Here is a 13,368-nt window from a genome sequence, read left to right on the forward strand (position 1 = left end):
TTTTGGGCAAGCAAAGGGGGTTGCCCATGGATGCCTTGCGCTGCACCCGAAGCCATGAAGAACAATAAGTTGTATGGACCCATTACCACTGCACTGAGACCTTGCAGGTCTACTGCAATGCTCGGGGGTCACACTCGAGCCACGGCAGCCAGCGACACATGCAGTGTCGCGGCCGGGCAGCCCATTGCCGCCCGGTCAGAGGTTTTGCTGCAGAAGGAGACGCTTGAATGCCTTACCAACCGAATGAACTGCTATCGAGTCACTTCAGCAACAATGGAATCGACCTGAGCAAGATCGAAGAACAACTGAACCTGGTTGCGCCCAACAGCCCCAACCTGCCGCTGTACCGCGACATGATGCTGACCGTCCTGCGCATGGCCCATGACGACCGCAACCGCTGGAACGCCAAGATTACCCTGCAGGCCCTGCGCGAACTCGATCACGCCTTTCGTACCCTCGAACAGTACAAAGGCCGACGCAAGGTTACGGTGTTCGGCTCGGCCCGCACGCCGATCGAACACCCGATGTATGCCCTGGCCCGGGAACTGGGGGCGACTCTGGCCCGTTCCGACCTGATGGTCATCACCGGCGCCGGTGGCGGGATCATGGCTGCCGCCCATGAAGGCGCCGGGGTGGAGCACAGCCTGGGCTTCAACATCACTCTGCCGTTCGAGCAACACGCCAACCCCACGGTGGACGGCACCGACAAGTTGCTGCCGTTCCACTTCTTCTTCATTCGCAAGCTGTTCTTCGTCAAGGAAGCCGATGCCCTGGTGCTGTGCCCGGGCGGCTTCGGCACCCTGGATGAAGCACTGGAAGTACTGACCCTGATCCAGACCGGCAAAAGCCCGCTGGTGCCAGTGGTACTACTGGACTCGCCCGGCGGCAGCTTCTGGCAGGAGGCACTGAATTTCATTACCCGCCAACTGGAAGAGAACCGCTACATCCTGCCCAGCGACATGAAACTGCTGCGCCTGGTGTACAGCGCCGACGAGGCAGTGGAAGAAATCAACCAGTTCTATAGCAACTACCACTCCAGCCGCTGGCTGAAGAACCAGTTTGTGATTCGCATGCAGCATCCGCTTAGTGAAGCCGCGCTGTTTGACTTGCAGGAGGGATTTGCGGACTTGCGCCTGAGCGGCAATTTCCATCAGCACGCCTATGGCGGCGAGCAGCATGACGAGGCGCGCTTCAGTCATTTGACCCGCCTGGCCTTCGCCTTCAACGGGCGCGATCAGGGGCGCCTGCGCGAGTTGGTCGACTTCATCAACCTGTCGGAGAACTGGGCCAAGCCAGAGCCCATGCACACTACCCAGCGGGCAAGGGAAGCGTTGAAAGTCACCTGAGCCGTCAGTCGTCCAGCCCTCGGCCGCTCAACAGGCGGCCGACCGACTCCATGGAAAAACCACGGTAAACCAGAAAACGGGTTTGCTGGGCGCGGCTGCGCGGATCGACAGGCAACTGACCGGCAAACTTGCGCTGCCAGACATCCTGCAACAGCGCCGACCAGTCCACCCCGCATTCACGCAGGGCCTGGTCAATGTCACCGCGGTGCAGCCCGCGCTGGCCCAGCTCCTCACGAATACGCGCAGGGCCGTAGCCCGAGCGTGAACGGTAGCTAATGAAACTTTCCAGGTAACGGGCTTCACTGAGCAGGCCCTCTTCCGTCAAACGGTCAAGTTCCTGGTCAATCAATTCGGCGGGGGCGCCGCGCTGACGCAACTTGCGCGTCAGCTCGACTCGACCGTGCTCGCGACGTGCGAGCAGGTCCATGGCTGTCCGCCTTACGGCGACGGGGGTATCGAGTACGGCGGACATGGGTGCGATCAGTAGCCGGCTTCAGCTTCGGTTTCGTCTTCAGGCTCGGCGGCTACCGCAGCAGCCTTGCCAGCCGCTTCAACGGCGCCGGCATTGAGCAGCTTGTCGCGGATCTGCTTCTCGAGCGTCGCGGCGATTTCCGGGTTCTCCTGGAGAAACTTGGCCGAGTTGGCCTTGCCCTGACCGATCTTGCTGCCCTGGTAGCTGTACCAGGCACCGGATTTTTCCAGGAAGCCGTGCAGCACGCCGAGGTCTATGATCTCGCCGTTGCGGTAGATGCCCTTGCCGTAGAGGATCTGGAATTCAGCCTGACGGAATGGCGGCGCCACCTTGTTCTTGACGATTTTGACCCGGGTTTCGCTACCAACGACTTCGTCGCCTTCCTTCACCGCGCCGGTACGGCGGATGTCGAGACGGACCGAAGCGTAGAACTTCAGCGCGTTACCACCGGTGGTGGTTTCCGGGCTGCCGAACATCACGCCGATCTTCATGCGGATCTGGTTGATGAAGATCACCAGGCAGTTGGCGTTCTTGATGTTACCGGTGATTTTACGCAGCGCCTGGGACATCAGGCGAGCCTGCAGGCCCACGTGCATGTCACCCATTTCGCCTTCGATCTCGGCCTTGGGTACCAGCGCCGCCACGGAGTCGACGATGATCACGTCAACGGCGTTGGAGCGCACCAGCATGTCGGTGATTTCCAGGGCCTGTTCACCGGTATCCGGCTGCGAGACCAGCAGGTCGTCGACGTTGACGCCCAGCTTGCCGGCGTATTCCGGGTCCAGGGCGTGCTCGGCGTCGACGAAGGCACAGGTAGCGCCGGCTTTCTGCGCCTGGGCGATGACCGACAGGGTCAGGGTGGTTTTACCCGACGACTCAGGGCCGTAGATTTCGACGATACGACCTTTTGGCAGACCGCCAATGCCCAGGGCAATGTCCAGGCCCAGGGAGCCGGTGGAAATGGCCGGAATCGCCTGGCGCTCGTGGTCGCCCATGCGCATGACCGCGCCTTTACCGAATTGACGCTCGATTTGCCCCAGGGCCGCAGCCAAGGCGCGCTTCTTGTTGTCGTCCATTGAAGTCCTCACGTAATCGATAGGGCCTGACGGCCAGAACACCTGTATAAGTAGCCAGTATTATTCCACAGGGTTTTGTTCCCGCCTACCCCCGATGTGCGATTTACTCTGCACCAAGGTGTAACAAGCCCTCTAGCGCGGCGATTACCGTTTGTCGGCGCACCGCATCGCGGTCGCCATCGAAGTGCCGGCGCTCGCTGCTGACATGGCTGCCATCGGCCCAGGCCAGCCATACGGTACCCACCGGTTTTGCCGGCGAGCCACCGTCGGGCCCGGCCACGCCGCTGACCGCCACGGCAAACCGCGCGCCGCTGGCCGCCTGGGCGCCACGGACCATGGCCTCGACCACTTCCTGGCTGACCGCCCCGACTTGCGCGAACAACCCCTCGGGCACCGCCAGCTGGCGGCTCTTCTGGCTGTTGGAGTAGGTCACGTACCCGGCCTCGAACCAGGCCGAGCTGCCGGGAATGCGCGTTATGGCCTCGGCGATGCCGCCGCCGGTGCAAGACTCGGCAGTGCTCACCTGGGCGTTGAAACGGCGCAAGTGCTCGCCCAGGCGGGCGGACAGTGCTGTGATCGGGTCCATGCCAAGCTCCTTGTTCAGTGCAGTTGCTTGCGCCGCGCCAATACTTCACGGGGGAAGCGAAACAGCAGGTTGTAACTGAAAAATGTCATCACGTAGAACGCCAGCAGTGACAACATCGCGACAAACGGAAACAACACCACGCTCTGCCCGAAAAAGCGAAATTTGCGCGAGTGGGTGGCGAAATCGGTGTAGGCAAAATAGTTCTGGTAGACCAGAAAAGCATCCAGCAGCACACAGCCCAAAGCGATCAAGGCATATTTTGCGATTGAAACCCGGGGCGGGGCCTCGGGCTGCAGCCGCGATCGTCTCATGATGCAGACCGTGATCCACACGGAGAAAACCGGCGCAGCCACGGCAATGTAGTTGCCGATGGCCTTGGCCGTCAGCGGGAACAGCGACGACCAGCCCCCCACCCGGCCCAGCAGGCAACCGTCGAGAAAGCGTTCGAGCTCAAAGTAGCCGCCCTCCTGGGCCAGGGCAGGAACCTGCCAGGCGAGCAGGACGATCGGCAGCAGGCTGACAGCAATGAGCACGTAGGGAATATGCAGGTAAGCCCCCTGCTGCTCGCTTCCTTTCGCCACGTTCATCCTTTCACCCGCCCTCTGTTTTGCTCGTCAGGGTGCTACGGTATCGAGCACCAGCTGGTTGAACGACTCCATGGCCTGCGCATCGATGTAAGACGAAACCGCAGCCAGAATCACTCCGGTGGCAATGATACCTGCACCGGCGGCCAAACCGGGTGCCAGCACCAGTGCCAGGCCTGCCCCCAGCAGGGCACCGGCGCCAGCGCCCACCAGCGTGCCCACGGCGATGCTTTCAAGCTCGAGCAAAAACGGCTTCCATTCACCGCTGCTGAAGCCGCTCGCCGCCTTCTGCGCCAGGGTCGTCGCCTGGACCATCTTGCCGGTAACCCCAAAGGCTTTGCCCAGGCGCTGGAAGTTGTCGGCGTAGGTTGCCACATCCAGGGCGTTGAGGGCCTGGGCAATGGCAGCGGTGTCCTTCTGGTTCATTTTGAAGCCCGGGTTGCGCGTGAGCTTTTCAAACGCCTGCATGGCTTGGTCATAACTTTTCACCGTCTTGCCAGAAATGCCTTCCTTCAGTTGTTCCGCAGCCTTGCCCATCTGTGTGCCGAAGCGGCTGGAGACCTCCTTGCCGACATCACTGGCAAAGGCCAACGCACTTTTGTAAGCCTCCTGCTCCGCCGCCTCGCGCGCTTGCGCCTGCAGCTTGTCGAGCTTTTCCTGCAGCATGGCATTGGCACTGAGGTCGACATGCAGGCTCAGACCTGCGCTGAGCACGTCCATTACCTGGTCGATGGCCGGCGGAATGTGGTCGTCGTCGAGGGTTTTCAGCTCGGCGACCATCCTGTCGATGTTGCGCTCGAGCAGCTCGCTGCCCGGCGAGGTGGACAGGCGCAGGCGGTTGAACTTGATCAGCTCATCGCGCTTGGCCATCATCGCCTTCACCACCCCGATGGAGCGTTCGAGTTTTTGCGCCTGGCTCAGGGCAGCGTCACTGCCAGCAGCGGCTTCAGCGGCTTTTTGCTCGGCGTCGAGCGTAGCCGGCAGGTTCCTCTCCTTGACCACGAAGCTGCCGCGAATCTCGTCGCGCACCTCGAGGATCTGATAGGGAAGAATGCCCCAGACCCCGACGCCAACATCGTAGTAGGCATCGATACTGGGCCAGCCATTCCCGGACAACACCGATTCGACGACGGTGGAGTTGAACACCATCGCGCCACTGAACGCCGGGCCTCCGGTTCTGGTGACGCCATCGATCGATACCGACACCGAACCGACCACCGAGCTGATGTTGCCACTGCCCCAGAAGCCGCCGAGCATCCCACCACTACCGGCACCGCTATCGCTGTTGCCGGGTGGGATCCCACGATCGACAACAATATTTTTTTCACCCATTACAAAGTCCTTTTCGTTAAAACGTAATTAAATAAATGTGCGCTCAGCGCACCAGCCCGCGCACGTACGCCTGGCACGCGCGCAAGGCGATCAGTCCGCGGTCACCGTCGTCGGTGATGGCGATAATTCGTTGCGCATGCGCCGGCTCAAGTCGGGCGCGTACGGGGTCATGATCCACGCTGCCGGTGCCGGGGGCGGCAGGCAGGCCGGCGCAACCGGCGGCATCGCGCTCGACCAGGACCGACAGCCGCACATCAGCAGTAGCCAGGCGATCACGCAGGCGTGCCTGAGTCTGTTGAGCATCGAGTAGCTCCTGATAATGGTGTTGCTCGCTGACCGCCAGGCGCTGCGCCAGCCCCTGGCGTTGCAGGCGCTCGGCGACCAGTTGCGCGGCAGCGGATTCAGCCTGGGCTTGCCACTCGCGCTCGTGCTGCGCCGCTTGCTCCGCCAACTGCCGGCCCATGCGCCAACTCTGGACTTGCCAGCTCAGCGCACAGGCCAGCAGCGTCAATAGCAGCCACGCCCCAAGTTGCAGGCGGCTCAACACAGCACCTCTCGGGCCCGCGCCCAGAGCCGCAGGCGATCTTCCAGGCCGTTGAGCCCGCCATTGATATGCCGGGTGATACGGTTGAACTCGCCGCGGTCAGCCAGCTGGTTGAGGCCGCGCGAGTGCCAGAACCAGGCCGCCGACTCGGCTGCCCATTGTGGTTGTTCGAGCAGTTGCGGTTGCTTGAGCAAACGCTCATCGCCAAACAGGGCCATGCTGCAGGCCCGGTAATTGTTGCGCCCGGTGACCTGGATCAGGCCGCGGCCGCAGTACAGCTGGCCGTCGCCATCGGCCTCGGGACTATTGCCCAGGCGCAGGGCCAGGGTGCCGGTGTCGTAGCGCGCCAGGTAACGGTCGTTGCCCAGCTCTTTGACGTAGCGCAACTGGCCGGACTCATGGCCGACCTGGGCGAGAAAAGCCGCCTGGCGCCGTGGGGTGTCGATGTCCCAGCGGGCCATGGCCAGGTTCAGTGCAGGTAGAAAAACGCCCGCATTCAGGCGGGCGTTGGGGAACACGGCAGCAAGTTGCTCCAGGGTCATAGGGGGTTCCTCATCCTTGGGGTTCAAAGGGGCTGCAACTGGACCGTGCGCAGCCCTGGCCGGCTTTTGGCCTGCTTGCCCCTGGCCTTGGCTTTGCCTTTATTGCCGCCGTTGCAGTCGACCGACGTCGCCCAGCCACTGGAGCTGAAGGTGTGTTCGACCGACTCGATCAGGTACTCACCATCCAGCCCGTCCTTGAAACCCTGGGTGAGGATCAGGCGCTCGGCAAACAGGTCGGTGCGCCCGGCCATTTCCAGGCGCACACTGGCAGTGCTGCGGTTGAACGCTGCCAGGCGTGCCTTGGCAGCCTGCTCGGCAGCAGCCTTGTTGGGGTAAACATGACGGTCGCTGTGCACCGGCTGCAGCCCAGCGGGCGAGGCATCGTTAGCCAGCTCGACAGTCTTCAGCTCGCCGCTTTTGGGATCCTGGTGACGGGTTTGCACAGCCTTGTGCGTGCCCTTGTCCGCCAGGCGAATCTGCCAGCGACTGACATCGCGACGGTTGATGGTCACCACGCCCAGGGCCTGCCCGCTGGCGCTGTGCCCGGCCTGACGCGACAGCACCAGCAACTTGCCGTCGCCGATCTTGGCCGTGCAGTCGTATTGCCTGGCCAGGCGGGTGATGAAGTTGAAATCCGACTCGTTGAGCTGGTCAACCCTGGGCAGCCGCGTGCTCACCGGGCAAACCGGCTGCCAGCCATTGCGCGCGGCAATGTCACGCACGATTTGCTGCAGCGGCACGTCCTCCCAGCTACCGCTGCGAATGCTTTTGCCGGTACCGCGCATGTCGCTGGCCTTGCCGCGGATGACGATGCTGTCTGGGGGGCCGGACAGCTCGATTTCATCCACGGTGTAGCGCCCCAGGCGCGTCAATACCTGGCCGGCATAGCCCAGGTGCACCTCGATCATCGCCCCCCGTGCCGGCAACGTCACCGCACCATCGCGGTCGTCGATGCGCAGCTCGAACTCGTCGGATTCCATTCCGGGCTTGTCCGAGGTCCGCAAGGACAGCAAGCGGTCGTTGATCAGTTCGGTGATGTCCTTGCCATCGGCAACAAGACGAAACACTGGCTGCATGGTTCAGGCTCCAGAAATGAATGACCCCGCACGCGGCGGGGTCTGGTGAGAATGGTTGTCGACGAGCGTCAATCCCACAGCTGCACCGTAGCGTCGCTCGCCGCGGGTAACGCCGGCAGCAGGATCTGTACCCCGGCACGAAATGGCTGGGGCTGCTCGGCCAGGCCCTGGTTGGCGCCCAGCACGGCCTCGAGTGTGCCGTTCAGGTGGCCGTAGTAGTGCTGGCACAAGGTGTCGAGCACATCGCCTTCAGCGGTTCTGCAGGTCGTCGCCATAGCTCACAAACTCCAGTGAGAAACCTTGTTTTCGCGGAATGCCGCCAGCCAGCAGATTGCTCTGGTCTTCATCGACGCCGGTCAGGCACCAGGTGCCCAGGACCTCGCCGTAACCGCTGGTGAGGGTTAGCGGCTGCAATTGCCGGCCGATACTGCGCAGCGCCTGCAACTGGCCAAGCCCGCCCTTGAAGCCTGGGAAGATCGCCCCTTTGATGCTGATTTTCTCGTCACCCAGGCCCACTGCCTGCTGGGCGGTGCTGCGCGTCAGACGCTCCTGCCCGGCCCAACGGAAGCTCGTCTGCCTGCGCAGTTCATCGAACGCGGCGGTGTCGAGGTTGAAGTAGTAAGCGGGTGATTCGGGCTTGAGTGGTTGCACAATCAGCAAATGCGGGAACGGCTTGACTGCCTCTGCCGCCGGCGTCGCTTCGGGGGCGAAGCTGCTGGTCGGCAGGATATTGGCCAGGGACGGGCTGATCTTGCCCGCCACCCGGTTGATCGCGGCGCTGACCCGGCCAATCTGGGTCTTCACCGTGGCGACGCCGTCACGCACCTGCGCCACCACCGCCACGGCCCGGTCGTATTTTGCCAGCGCCTGGTCGACAGTGGCCTGGGCCTTGTTGATCGCGCGCAAGCTGCGCTGCAGCTTGGCACCAATGGCGGGCCCGACAAAGGGCAGCGCCTCGAGCTCGGCGGCGGCACCGACGAACTCGGCGGCGGCCTCCTTGACCGGCGCCAGCATTCCGTCCGCGCTGCGCCGCCCTGCTTCGCCCGCTGCCACCAGGGCGCCGAGCCCGGATTGCAACTGGTCCATGTAGGTCATGGCACCTCCTTAAGCAACATGAGGAACGTCGTACAGCTGACGACTGGTGGATTGGCGGATCAGTTCATCGAACTCCCGCCGGACAATGGCGCCCACTTGCTGAGCAAGCGGAAGAGGATCGCTGATCCCGCCCTGAACCGAAATGGTGGGAGCAAAGGTGATTTGCTGAACCAGTTGCGGTGGCTGGGCTGCGCCTGCTTGCCCTGCACCGGGGACACTGGCAATTGCCACCGGTTCGCTGGCTGTCAGCTCCATTGCCCGCACAGCCCTGCCCAAATTGCGCTCTGGCTGATCACTTGGGCGGTCTTCGCTGTCTGCAGACCGAGGTGCTGATCTTCCCTGATCAGTCTCTGCTTCAGGGGCAAACCAGGACTTGGCTAGCGCGCTACCGAGCTGGTCACCATACAAACCGCCCAGCAGGGCGCCGATCACAGGGCCCACCACCGGGACCGGAGCACCGAGCGCAGCCCCGGCAAGCGCGCCAGCAAGCCCACCTGCAGCACCTGCGTAGCCTTCGGCTTTCTGTTCGGCCGATTGCGCATACCGCGCCGTGCTGAGCGCTTTGATTCCAGCACCGAGCACAGCCAGACGCGCGACCGCCTTGACCCCGGACCACATCCTGCTCGCAATCCCTGGAGCAGATGGCCGAGGCAGTGGATCCTTGGGTGGCTGAGTTAACGTGGCCTTGAACGCCGGCAATGCGCCAACAACAGCCGTGCCCACAAGCGCAACTGACCCGGGACCTTCCATCCTTGGCGGCCTCGAACCGTCGGGTGCGGGTGCTGTCGTTGAGTGCCCGCCTTTACCCTGGTCACCCGGGCATGGCTTGCACTGGCCTTCAGCGGGTGGTGACGGCTTGCAGGCAACAGGTACAAACCAGTTTTTTGTCATCCAGCCCATTAGATTCTGGCTTGCAGGCTCACCATGGGATGGGCTGAGCAAAGGCCCCGGGCTCGCTGTCGGCGAGGACAACCCTAACAGTCTCGTCAGGACTGGCATCAGTTCGGCCTTGGGAGTGTTCGTCGTCTCAGCACGCAATAGCGAGACAGGCGCCAGAGGGACTTTTGAACTGTTCGCAGGTGCGGACGCGATCGGCTCGTCCATGAAGCTTGCCCCCAGGAGTTTCCCCACTTGTCCTCCAAGCGACTCCCCCAACCGTCCTCCAAGGCGTTCACCCAGTACAGCACCAATCGGCCCCAATCGCGCTCCAATGGCCTCCCCGGCCCTCGAGCCTATAAGGCTACCGGCACTTTCCCCGTAACTCTCAGCCTTTTCCTCCGGGGTTTGATCACTGCGGTACGTTTTAAAAATCTCGTAACCAGTCTCGGCATAATCGAGCTTTCTGCTCAGCTTTTCAGCGGCATCGCTTGCTTTGTCTTTCAACGACGGTGGGCGCGCCTGGCTGTTACCAGGAGAAGCCGGAAGCGGATTCTGGCTGGAACCCAGTTGCGCTGTACTTTCGATTTTTTTGCTACCCGCTGACGCGGGAACAGCGACTGAAGCCGCCTTTCCAGGTTGGACAGCGGTAGTGCCTGACCCACCTTTGCGTGCCCCCCTCGCAAGCGCCAGCAGCATCAGGCCCAGTGACAATCCATCGCCCTCCGGCCCCGCTGCTTGCTCTGGATCACTTGGCGTTAAACCTGGCTCAAGGCCTGGCCCAGCCTGTTCGGGCATACCCGGGGTGATGCCCAAACGCGCCTTGGCTGGCTTCAACCCAAGGGCCAACTTCATCAACCCCAGCGACAGCACATCAATACCTGCAACATTAACCACCAACGGGTTGCTGCTTGCCGGCTTGACTGGTCCCGCCACTGCGTATTCTGCGTTAACGACATCTTCACTCGATGCTGCATCTTGATCGTATGACCCGCGCACCGCCTCCTGCGGAACCTGGGTTTTACCCAGGATGTTCTGGTCAGACTGCGTCAGCGTCTTGATACGTTCCAGGACCGTGTTGAAAACGGTACCCACCATCAGGGTGACGGTGGTACCAATCTGCGGTTCAAACCCCTGTTTGCGCACGATCTGATCCCCCTTTGCATGGGCTATCTGCTCAATCCGTGAGCCACCAGACCATGTCGTTGAACGACATGGTCATGATTTCGCCGGCGCTAAAATTCAGCTCTTTGGCGAGCCGTTTTGCCGCCGCTTTCTGCAGCCCGGGATCAAAGCTCGTCGTCTTGCACCAGACGAAAATAGCCCGCCTGCAGGCGGCCATAGTCCTTGAGCGACAGGCCCTCAAGGTCCTTGACCCCAACTTCGGCCAGCGAGGCAAAGAGGTTCAGCTCGCGCTGCTCGTCATCGCCACTGGCCGCCGACTGGGCGGTGCGGATGTCGCGCACGGTGGGTGCACGCAGTGACAGGCTGTCGACCTGCATGCCATTGGCTTCACTGGCCTTGCTCAGTTGAACGACGACGCGTTCGGCACTGACATTCAGCCAGCTCGGCATTTTCGCGGTTTGAGTCATGTCGCCTCCTTACAGGCCCAGGGCCGAACGTTGGGCGGCGAGCTGGTCGACGCCGTTGATGACGCGCTTCATGCCCAGCGGATCGATTTCGTAGACCAGGCGGCCGTCGACTTCGAGCTTGTAGTAGGTCACGGCCACGTTGTGCTTGATCTCGGCCTTGTCGCCCGGCTTCCAGTCGCCCATGTCGACTTCTTTGAGCGCGCCGCGCAGGGTGACGATGACCGGAGTGACCTTGCCCTTGAGGCCCTTGAAGGCACCGCGGAAGGTGCCGTTGAAAGCCGAGCCGTCGGCCAGGCCGAAGAACTTCAGCGACTCACGGCGCACGCCGGTGGTGACGAAGCCTGCCTCCTGTTTTTCCATGCCCTGGTCGATTTCGATCGCCATGTCCATGCCGCCGGCACGGTGCTCCTCCATCTTCAGGGTAAGCTTGGGCAGGGTCAGGCTGGGCACGTCGCCTTGAAAGCTGACGCCATCGACGAACAGGTTCAGGTTTGCCAGGGTTTCGGGAATCATTGCCATGGTTATTGCTCCTTAAACGGCTTGGTCGAGGACTTCGGTCAACCACTGGTTGGTGACCTCGACACGGAAATTCGGGTTCTCGGCGGGCGGCACATCGGTGAAACGGATGTTCCAGTAGACCTTGCCCTGCTCCAGCTGGCTGGCAGTGTTCAGCTCGGGATCGGCGAACACTTCGAAATTGATGATTGCGCCCTGGGCTTTCAGATCACGCATGAACGCCTGCAGGCCTTCGGTCACGTCCTTGACGTAGGTCGCGGTGATCGAGCGATCGACCGCCCACTTGTGGCCATAGAGGATCGCGTCCATGACGATGTCCATGGTCCGCACGCGGGTGACAAAGGCCCACTTCGGGTCGCTGCTCAAGGTACGGTTGCCCCACAGGCGGAAGCCGTCATCGCGGATCACGGTGGTGATGTTGGCGTTGTTGAGCAGGTTGGCGCGGCAGGTGGCGTCGCCATCCAGGTACTCGATCGAGCGGCTGGTGCCGGTGATGCCGACGAACTCCTTGTTCGATGGCGAGGCCCAGAAGCCATACTCGCTGTCGGTCCAGGCAAACAGGCCAGCAACCCAGGCCGACGCCGGCGCATCGAGGGTGGCGCTTTTGCCGGTGTCCCAGTACTGCACGCCCGGGTCTACCAGGTAGGCACGCTTGGCGCCGAAGTTCTCGGCGTAGGCGATGGCTGCTTCATCGGTGCTGTTCGGGCCATCGATAATGGCCAGGCCGCGCAGCTTGTCGGCCAGGGCCACCAGCGCGGTACCGACCGCCAGGGTCGAGCTGTGCTTTGGCGTCACCAGCAGGCGGGGCTGGGCGTTGAACCGGCTCTTGCCGTCCAGCAGTGCTTGCAGGCCGGTGCGTTTGCCGTCGGCCAGCACGCCGCCGATGATCGCCGAAGTCTGCGCAGCCTCTTCTTCGAGCTTGGCCACACCGCAGGCGACGATCACCGCCTTGGCGCGGCTGTAGATCGCCTGGCAGGCGCGGGTGATAGCCGAGTCGGCGCCGAAGGCGGCAATGGCCTCACGCTCGCTGGTGATCAGCACCAGGTCGTTGGCCTTGGCGGTTGCAGTCGGGCCTTCGGTGAAGGTATCGACTAGGCCGATGATCGAGGAAGAAGGCAGCGCGATGGAACGTGCGCCGGTGTCGACGTTGGTTACGGTAACGCCGTGGAAGAATCCACTCATGGGTAAGTCTCCAGAAATGCGAAGGCCCCGCGGTGCGGGGCCTTCAGAGGGTTTGTTGCGGGTAGGAAAAAGCCCCGGCGGTGCGGGGCTTTATTGGGTTTGGGTGATGAGCCAGGTGGGTGCAGTTGGGCGCTGTCGCAGCTCGGGGAAAAGCTCTGCTTGCGGCCATTCCCGCAGCTCTGCTCGATAGAGTTGAAGCTCTTGATACTGCTCCGAACTTAGTGTGGTTTTCCCGGATTCCAGTTCGTCACGATGACGGGCAACTACATCGTCGGTCTCCCTGAGTTGGGCGTCCCGCCACTTCTTCTCTATGCCGGCAATCACCTCAGGCGGCAAAGGTGGGCGCTCTTTGGTCATTGGACGACCATCTTGATCCGCGTAAATCACTCGACCTTGCGATTGTTCTTCGAGTATACGTGCGTGGTGTTCTGCCGTTATCGAAACACTGTCAGCGGGCCATGTATTGCTGGCCTCATAAGAATTACGTAATTGCGCCGGGTAAAACGCCAACTCACTCGCGGAGAAAACATATTCGCTCATGGTGTACGG

Annotated in this window: 16 protein-coding genes; 1 reads left to right on the forward strand and 15 read right to left on the reverse strand. The window is 62.2% G+C overall.

Annotated elements, in window-relative coordinates; all coding sequences use genetic code 11:
• The first annotated feature begins 227 nt into the window (after positions 1 to 227).
• Positions 228 to 1,346: an LOG family protein gene (locus UB48_RS00950; RefSeq protein ID WP_045193566.1), complete on the forward strand. Its 1,119-nt coding sequence runs from the start codon at positions 228 to 230 to the stop codon at positions 1,344 to 1,346.
• 4 nt (positions 1,347 to 1,350) lie between these two features.
• Here the strand turns inward: UB48_RS00950 and recX are convergent, their stop codons facing one another.
• The 15 genes from recX to UB48_RS01025 form a co-directional block, all read right to left on the reverse strand.
• Positions 1,351 to 1,818: a recombination regulator RecX gene (gene recX, locus UB48_RS00955; RefSeq protein WP_045193567.1), complete on the reverse strand. Its 468-nt coding sequence runs from the start codon at positions 1,816 to 1,818 to the stop codon at positions 1,351 to 1,353.
• A gap of 8 nt (positions 1,819 to 1,826) precedes the next feature.
• On the reverse strand, positions 1,827 to 2,894 hold the full coding sequence (recA, locus tag UB48_RS00960) for a recombinase RecA (protein ID WP_045193568.1): 1,068 nt from the start codon (positions 2,892 to 2,894) through the stop codon (positions 1,827 to 1,829).
• A 103-nt stretch (positions 2,895 to 2,997) separates the two neighbouring features.
• Positions 2,998 to 3,480: a CinA family protein gene (locus UB48_RS00965; RefSeq protein ID WP_045193569.1), complete on the reverse strand. Its 483-nt coding sequence runs from the start codon at positions 3,478 to 3,480 to the stop codon at positions 2,998 to 3,000.
• A gap of 14 nt (positions 3,481 to 3,494) precedes the next feature.
• The gene (locus tag UB48_RS00970) at positions 3,495 to 4,061 is read right to left on the reverse strand and encodes a hypothetical protein (protein WP_156160149.1); all 567 of its coding nucleotides are present in this window, start codon (positions 4,059 to 4,061) and stop codon (positions 3,495 to 3,497) included.
• A gap of 33 nt (positions 4,062 to 4,094) precedes the next feature.
• Positions 4,095 to 5,396: a colicin-like pore-forming protein gene (locus tag UB48_RS00975; RefSeq protein WP_045193571.1), complete on the reverse strand. Its 1,302-nt coding sequence runs from the start codon at positions 5,394 to 5,396 to the stop codon at positions 4,095 to 4,097.
• Positions 5,397 to 5,439: 43 nt separating this feature from the next.
• The gene (locus tag UB48_RS00980; protein WP_045193572.1) at positions 5,440 to 5,940 is read right to left on the reverse strand and encodes a lysis system i-spanin subunit Rz; all 501 of its coding nucleotides are present in this window, start codon (positions 5,938 to 5,940) and stop codon (positions 5,440 to 5,442) included.
• Complete coding sequence (locus UB48_RS00985) at positions 5,937 to 6,482, reverse strand: glycoside hydrolase family 19 protein (protein ID WP_045193573.1); 546 nt, start codon at positions 6,480 to 6,482, stop codon at positions 5,937 to 5,939. Before UB48_RS00985 ends, UB48_RS00980 begins: the two co-directional genes overlap by 4 nt.
• Positions 6,483 to 6,505: 23 nt before the next feature.
• Entirely contained in the window at positions 6,506 to 7,558 is a 1,053-nt protein-coding gene (locus UB48_RS00990) for a phage late control D family protein (protein ID WP_045193574.1), read from the reverse strand.
• A 68-nt stretch (positions 7,559 to 7,626) separates the two neighbouring features.
• Entirely contained in the window at positions 7,627 to 7,833 is a 207-nt protein-coding gene (locus tag UB48_RS00995; RefSeq protein WP_045193575.1) for a tail protein X, read from the reverse strand.
• On the reverse strand, positions 7,808 to 8,653 hold the full coding sequence (locus UB48_RS01000) for a phage tail protein (protein WP_045193576.1): 846 nt from the start codon (positions 8,651 to 8,653) through the stop codon (positions 7,808 to 7,810). Before UB48_RS01000 ends, UB48_RS00995 begins: the two co-directional genes overlap by 26 nt.
• A 9-nt stretch (positions 8,654 to 8,662) precedes the next feature.
• Positions 8,663 to 10,675 (reverse strand): hypothetical protein, encoded by a 2,013-nt coding sequence (locus UB48_RS27630; RefSeq protein WP_156160150.1) that lies wholly within the window; start codon positions 10,673 to 10,675, stop codon positions 8,663 to 8,665.
• 143 nt (positions 10,676 to 10,818) lie between these two features.
• Positions 10,819 to 11,121 (reverse strand): phage tail assembly protein, encoded by a 303-nt coding sequence (locus UB48_RS01010; protein ID WP_045193580.1) that lies wholly within the window; start codon positions 11,119 to 11,121, stop codon positions 10,819 to 10,821.
• Between the two features lie 9 nt (positions 11,122 to 11,130).
• Positions 11,131 to 11,640, reverse strand: coding sequence for a phage major tail tube protein (locus tag UB48_RS01015; RefSeq protein ID WP_045193582.1), 510 nt, complete (start codon positions 11,638 to 11,640; stop codon positions 11,131 to 11,133).
• 12 nt (positions 11,641 to 11,652) lie between these two features.
• Complete coding sequence (locus tag UB48_RS01020) at positions 11,653 to 12,819, reverse strand: phage tail sheath family protein (protein WP_045193584.1); 1,167 nt, start codon at positions 12,817 to 12,819, stop codon at positions 11,653 to 11,655.
• 90 nt (positions 12,820 to 12,909) lie between these two features.
• Positions 12,910 to 13,359 carry a phage tail assembly chaperone gene (locus tag UB48_RS01025; protein WP_045193585.1) on the reverse strand — a complete coding sequence of 150 codons (450 nt, stop codon included), beginning with the start codon at positions 13,357 to 13,359 and terminating at the stop codon, positions 12,910 to 12,912.
• Between the last annotated feature and the right edge of the window lie 9 nt (positions 13,360 to 13,368).

Origin of the sequence: Pseudomonas sp. 2(2015) (assembly GCF_000955865.1) — a bacterium.
In the GTDB taxonomy this organism is placed as follows: domain Bacteria; phylum Pseudomonadota; class Gammaproteobacteria; order Pseudomonadales; family Pseudomonadaceae; genus Aquipseudomonas.

Coding starts and splice junctions, on each gene's coding strand:
- UB48_RS00965 (WP_045193569.1), bottom strand. CDS start 3,480: ATGGACCCGATCACAGCACTGTCCGCCCGCCTGGGCGAGCACTTGCGC.
- UB48_RS00990 (WP_045193574.1), bottom strand. CDS start 7,558: ATGCAGCCAGTGTTTCGTCTTGTTGCCGATGGCAAGGACATCACCGAA.
- recA (WP_045193568.1), bottom strand. CDS start 2,894: ATGGACGACAACAAGAAGCGCGCCTTGGCTGCGGCCCTGGGGCAAATC.
- UB48_RS00985 (WP_045193573.1), bottom strand. CDS start 6,482: ATGACCCTGGAGCAACTTGCTGCCGTGTTCCCCAACGCCCGCCTGAAT.
- UB48_RS00995 (WP_045193575.1), bottom strand. CDS start 7,833: ATGGCGACGACCTGCAGAACCGCTGAAGGCGATGTGCTCGACACCTTG.
- UB48_RS01025 (WP_045193585.1), bottom strand. CDS start 13,359: ATGAGCGAATATGTTTTCTCCGCGAGTGAGTTGGCGTTTTACCCGGCG.
- UB48_RS00975 (WP_045193571.1), bottom strand. CDS start 5,396: ATGGGTGAAAAAAATATTGTTGTCGATCGTGGGATCCCACCCGGCAAC.
- UB48_RS01000 (WP_045193576.1), bottom strand. CDS start 8,653: ATGACCTACATGGACCAGTTGCAATCCGGGCTCGGCGCCCTGGTGGCA.
- recX (WP_045193567.1), bottom strand. CDS start 1,818: ATGTCCGCCGTACTCGATACCCCCGTCGCCGTAAGGCGGACAGCCATG.
- UB48_RS01020 (WP_045193584.1), bottom strand. CDS start 12,819: ATGAGTGGATTCTTCCACGGCGTTACCGTAACCAACGTCGACACCGGC.
- UB48_RS01015 (WP_045193582.1), bottom strand. CDS start 11,640: ATGGCAATGATTCCCGAAACCCTGGCAAACCTGAACCTGTTCGTCGAT.
- UB48_RS00950 (WP_045193566.1), top strand. CDS start 228: ATGCCTTACCAACCGAATGAACTGCTATCGAGTCACTTCAGCAACAAT.
- UB48_RS01010 (WP_045193580.1), bottom strand. CDS start 11,121: ATGACTCAAACCGCGAAAATGCCGAGCTGGCTGAATGTCAGTGCCGAA.